At 69.4% G+C, this 4,758-nt stretch carries 7 protein-coding genes and 1 tRNA gene; 4 read left to right on the forward strand and 4 right to left on the reverse strand.

Annotated elements, in window-relative coordinates; translation table 11 throughout:
• The 3 genes from FV222_RS17700 to FV222_RS17710 form a co-directional block, all read left to right on the forward strand.
• A partial coding sequence (locus FV222_RS17700; protein WP_147815292.1) for an SHOCT domain-containing protein occupies positions 1-159 on the forward strand: 159 nt, incomplete at its 5' end.
• Between the two features lie 135 nt (positions 160-294).
• Entirely contained in the window at positions 295-1,362 is a 1,068-nt protein-coding gene (locus tag FV222_RS17705; RefSeq protein ID WP_147764423.1) for a spore photoproduct lyase family protein, read from the forward strand.
• Positions 1,363-1,427: 65 nt separating this feature from the next.
• Complete coding sequence (locus FV222_RS17710) at positions 1,428-1,892, forward strand: nucleoside deaminase (RefSeq protein WP_147750365.1); 465 nt, start codon at positions 1,428-1,430, stop codon at positions 1,890-1,892.
• A 24-nt stretch (positions 1,893-1,916) separates the two neighbouring features.
• Here FV222_RS17710 and FV222_RS17715 read toward each other — a convergent pair whose 3' ends face one another.
• From FV222_RS17715 to FV222_RS17725, 3 genes are all read right to left on the reverse strand, one after another.
• On the reverse strand, positions 1,917-2,228 hold the full coding sequence (locus tag FV222_RS17715) for an ETC complex I subunit (protein WP_147750364.1): 312 nt from the start codon (positions 2,226-2,228) through the stop codon (positions 1,917-1,919).
• A gap of 28 nt (positions 2,229-2,256) precedes the next feature.
• Positions 2,257-2,333 (reverse strand) — tRNA-Pro (locus FV222_RS17720).
• Positions 2,334-2,423: 90 nt separating this feature from the next.
• Positions 2,424-2,657 (reverse strand): hypothetical protein, encoded by a 234-nt coding sequence (locus FV222_RS17725; RefSeq protein WP_147750363.1) that lies wholly within the window; start codon positions 2,655-2,657, stop codon positions 2,424-2,426.
• 262 nt (positions 2,658-2,919) lie between these two features.
• Between FV222_RS17725 and FV222_RS17730 the strand changes: the two genes are divergently transcribed.
• A complete protein-coding gene (locus FV222_RS17730; protein WP_147764424.1) occupies positions 2,920-3,624 on the forward strand; it encodes a glutathione S-transferase N-terminal domain-containing protein in 705 nt (234 codons plus the stop codon).
• A 149-nt stretch (positions 3,625-3,773) separates the two neighbouring features.
• On the opposite strand, the gene FV222_RS17735 is transcribed toward FV222_RS17730, so the two are convergent.
• Positions 3,774-4,640 (reverse strand): MBL fold metallo-hydrolase, encoded by an 867-nt coding sequence (locus FV222_RS17735; protein WP_147764425.1) that lies wholly within the window; start codon positions 4,638-4,640, stop codon positions 3,774-3,776.
• Positions 4,641-4,758: the final 118 nt, after the last annotated feature.

Genomic DNA, 4,758 nt, shown 5'->3' on the forward strand with positions numbered 1-4,758 from the left:
CCCCCCGCCCCCAAACCGCAGCCTGCGGCCGCGCCGGAGCCGGCGCCAGACGGCGACGTGTTCACGAAGATCGAGCGGCTCGCCGAGCTTCACGGCCGCGGCGTCCTCACCGAGGCCGAGTTCGCCGACAAGAAGGCCGAGCTGCTCTCGCGGATCTAGCGTCGCCCGCAAAACCCCGCCGCGCCGTTGGGCCACAGGGCGGAACGCACCGCTTTCGGGCGTTCCGCACAGGTCGTTCGAGCCCGCCCGCCCCATATGTCGAAGGCGGCCGCGTTCCGGTCCGCCGGACAGCGTATGGCCACGATCGGCGACCTCCTCGACGTCACCACGATCTACCACGAGCCGGCGGTGGAGACGTTTCCGCGCGGGCGCGAGATCCTTGCGCGCTATCCCGACGCGACGCGCATCGCGGTGCCGTCGCACTGGAACATCCCGGCGCTCCACGGCAACGAAGGCTCGGTGGAGGACTGGGTCCGGATCAAGCGCTCGACCCTGGTGCTCGGCGTGAAGAAGGGGCTGACGATGCGCCCCAACGGGCGCAGCGCCCACTTCATCGCGCCCTCGACCTCGAACGGCTGCGCCATGGCCTGCGCCTATTGCTACGTGCCGCGGCGCAAGGGCTTCTCGAACCCGATCTCGCTGTTCGTGAACGTCGAGGCCGCCTGCGCGGCGATCGCGCGGCACGCCACGCGGCAAGGGGCGCTGCCCGAGCCCGACACCATCGATCCGGCCGCCTGGGTCTACGACATCGGCGAGAACGGCGACCTCTCGGTCGACGCCGCGATCTGCGACAACGTCCGCGACCTCGTCGCCCTGTTCCGCACGCTCCCGAACGCCAAGGGTTCGTTCGCGACCAAGGCCGTGAACCGCGACCTGCTCGCCTACGACCCGCAGGGGCGCACCCGCATCCGCTTCTCGCTGATGCCGGCGCGGATCGCCAAGGTCGTCGACGTGCGCACCAGCCCGGTCGCGGAGCGGATCGCGGCGATCGACGACTTCGTGGCCGCCGGCTACGAGGTGCACGTCAACTTCTCGCCGGTCATCCTCTACGAGGGCTGGGAGGCGGATTGGCGGGCGCTGTTCCAGGAGATCGACGGCACGCTCTCGGACGCCGCCAAGGCCCAGCTCAAGTGCGAGATCATCCTGCTGACGCACAATGCCGGCCTGCACGCGGTCAACCTCGGCTGGCACCCGCGCGCCGAAGACCTGCTGTGGCGGCCCGACATCCAGGAGGCGAAGGTCTCGGAGGGCGGCGGCGCCAACGTGCGCTACCGCGCCGGATGGAAGGGCCGCTGGCTCGCCCGCTTCAAGGCGGTGCTCGACGAGACGATGCCGTACTGCACCGTGCGCTACGCGTTCTGAACGGCGAAATCGAACCGTTCTCGCCGGCCCCGCGTTCCCGTCCGCATTCGGGAGAGCGATCTACCATGAGCGACCACGCACGATACCTGAGCGAGGCGGTGCAGCTTGCCGCCGACAACGTCTGCGACGGGGGCACGCCCTACGGCGCCGTGCTCGTGCGCGGCGACGAGGTCCTGGCCCGAGTCGCCAACAACGTGCACACCACCAACGACCCGACCGGCCACGCCGAGATGGTGGCCCTGCGCGAGGCCAGCCGGCGCCTCAACAGCCGCGACCTGTCGGGGAGCGTGATGTACGCCAGCGGCCAGCCCTGCCCGATGTGCCACGCCGCGATGCGGCTCTCGGGGATACGCGAGGGCTACTTCGCCAACGCCGCCGCGACGGCCGGCGAATTCGGGCTGCTCGGTGCCGAGATCTACGCCGAGCTGTGCCGCCCGCTCGACGAGCAGCCGATGCGGCTGAAGCACCTCGACGTACCGGAGGCCACGGCACCCTACGCGGCCTGGAAGGCGCGCAAGGACCAAGCGTGACGGGGTCCGCCGCGTCGCGTCCCGTCAGTGCGTCCAGGGGGCCGTGCGGTTGAACTTGAAGTTGTCGGAGTAGGACAGCCCCTTGCGCGGGGGCGCCTTCTTCGGCTCCTCGACGCGGTAGGCGATGCCGGCCTTCTTGGCGTAGGCGACTGCGTCCTCCAGCGTCTCGAACTTCAGGTGGACCTGCTGCAGCATGTCGCCCGACCCGGTCCAGCCCATCAGCGGGTCGGTCTCGCGCGGTGCGGTCTGGTCGAACTCGAGGTGCCAGACCTTGGTGCGCGCGGTGCCGGACTGCGACGCGTCCTTGGACGGCTGGAAGATGCGGGCGCTCGACATGGCCTTCAGACACCGCTCCGGAAATCGATGGTCGGGGCGATAGGATTCGAACCTACGACCCCCTGGTCCCAAACCAGGTGCGCTACCAGACTGCGCTACACCCCGACATGCATCGGTCTTACGGGGTCGGCGCGATGCCGGCAAGGTTCGATCGGTGTCGCGGGAGAAGACGCGGTGGCCTTGGACGCGGCGGCCCTAGACGCGGATGTCGAGGAGCTTCCGCTCCATGGCGTCGGAGGCGCGCACGACCGCGGCGTTGGCCGCGAAGGAAGCCTTGTCCTCGATCATCCTGACGGCCGTGCTCGACAGGTCCACCTGGGTGGCGCTCGGCAGGCTCGTCCCGATCTCGGCCACCTGCGTGGCGCTCGACGCGAACCTCTGCGACGCGGCGACGAGGCCGGCACTGCTGATCGATGTCGCGCTGATCATGGATCGCCTCCCCGATGCAGCGACTCAAACCATGCCGCCCGTGAAGGAATCGGCCGCGGAGTGGATCGCATTTGATCGAGTCGGCAGTAACGCCCGGCACACGATTCGCGATGAGGCGATGGCCGACGTGATCCAAGCCGGCCTGACCTGCGCGGTCGTACCTTCGGACCCGCCCGGTTCCGAACGCCGCTTGATCCGCGGCGCATCCGACCCACCTGCGGCATCGAGGGCGCGACGGTCCACGTCACGTGAGGAAGTTTCGATGATCGATCTCTACTACTGGCCGACCCCGAACGGTCACAAGGTGACGATGTTCCTCGAGGAGGCGGGGCTTCCCTATACGATCAAGCCGGTCAACATCGGCAAGGGCGAGCAGTTCGATCCCGGCTTCCTCAAGATCGCGCCGAACAACCGCATGCCGGCGATCGTCGACCACGAGCCGGCCGGCGGCGGTGCGCCGATCACGCTGTTCGAGTCGGGCGCGATCCTGCTCTACCTCGCCGAGAAGACCGGCCGGTTCCTCGCCACGGACCTGCGCGGGCGGCAGGAGGCGCTGCAATGGCTGTTCTGGCAGATGGGCGGCCTCGGGCCGATGCTCGGCCAGAACCACCACTTCTCGCAATACGCCCCCGAGAAGATCCCCTACGCGGTCAACCGCTACGTCAACGAGACCAACCGGCTCTACGGCGTCCTCGACCGGCGCCTGGCCGACCGGGACTACGTCGCGGGCGATTACGGCATCGCCGACATGGCGGCCTATCCCTGGATCGTCCCGTGGGAGAAGCAGGGCCAAAACCTCGACGAGCACCCGAACCTCAAGCGCTGGTTCCATGCGATCAGTGAGCGCCCGGGCACGAAGGCGGCCTACGCCCGAGCCCCGGAGGTCAACCCGGACCACGGCAAGACCATGAGCGAGGACGCCAAGAAGGTGATGTTCGGGCAGACGGCCGGGAACACCAAGCGCTGACGGCGCGACGGACCCGCGTCGTCCAATCAGGGGTTCGCCTCGCGCGACGTGTGGTGATCGAAGCGCGGGTCCCCTCTCCCGGGGGGTAGAGGGGGCCGCGTCGGGTTGGGCGCGCCACCCTGATCCGCGGCTGAAGCCTGTGAGGCGTCCTACCGCCTCAGCCCATCCAACGGCACCGGTGCCGCGTGCGGCCGGGTCGCCAGCATCCCGTCGATCAGCGCGAGCACCTCGGCCCGGCCGCAATTGGCGGCGGGCTCGAACGGGGTCCAGGTCTGGGTGAAGTCGAGGCGGGCGAACACGTCGCGGTAGTGGCGCAGCTCGTTCGTCGTGAGGGGCACGCCGCGCACGAAGGCCTTGTGCGCCGAGATCGTCACGGCGCGGCGGAAATCCGCGGGGTCGAGTTCGAACTTCAGCGCGTCGCCGCAGAAGCAGATCTTGCGGCCTCGGTCGAACAGCACCGCGTGGCCGTCGAAATGGCCGGCGGTGCGGTGCAGCTCGAGGCCCGGCAGCGGCTCGAGGAAGTCGTCGTAGGGCCACGACACCTGCAGCGCCGCGCTCCAGGTGAAGTCGGCGGCCGGCAGGCACAGCTCCGGGTCGAACCGATCCTGCAGCTGCACCAGCGCCCCGTAGGCGTGCGGGTGCGAGGACGAGAGCACCTGCATGCCCCCGAGGCTCGCGATGTGGTCGAGCGCCGCCTCGCTGAACACCGGGCAACCCTCGAAGCCCATGTTCCCGGCATCCGTGCAGATCAGGTAGCTCGACGGGCCGATCCCCGAGACCGGCTCGTTCCAGAACCGCCAGACGCCCGGCTCGAGCTCCTGCCAATGGCAGGGGAAGCGCTCCTGGGCTTGCCCCTTGGTCCAGAACTGCCAGCCGTCCTGCGGCACCACGTGGCGGGCATCGAGGCACATCGGGCAGGCGGGCGGCGTCGTGAAGTGGCGCTGCCAGAAGCCGCAATTGTCGCAGACGTAGGCCGGCAGATCGAGGGCGCCGGCAAAGGGCAGGTATCCGGGCACGCGTCGCCTCGTGGCAGCAGGGATGGTCGCAGCGCTTCGTAGAACCGTTCCCGATCGCGTTGCAATCGCGAACGGAAGCCCGTCAGGGCCGCGGCAGCAGGCGGCGCGGGGCGCGGGC

The sequence above is a fragment of the Methylobacterium sp. WL103 genome (assembly GCF_008039885.1).
Classification (GTDB): domain Bacteria; phylum Pseudomonadota; class Alphaproteobacteria; order Rhizobiales; family Beijerinckiaceae; genus Methylobacterium; species Methylobacterium cerastii.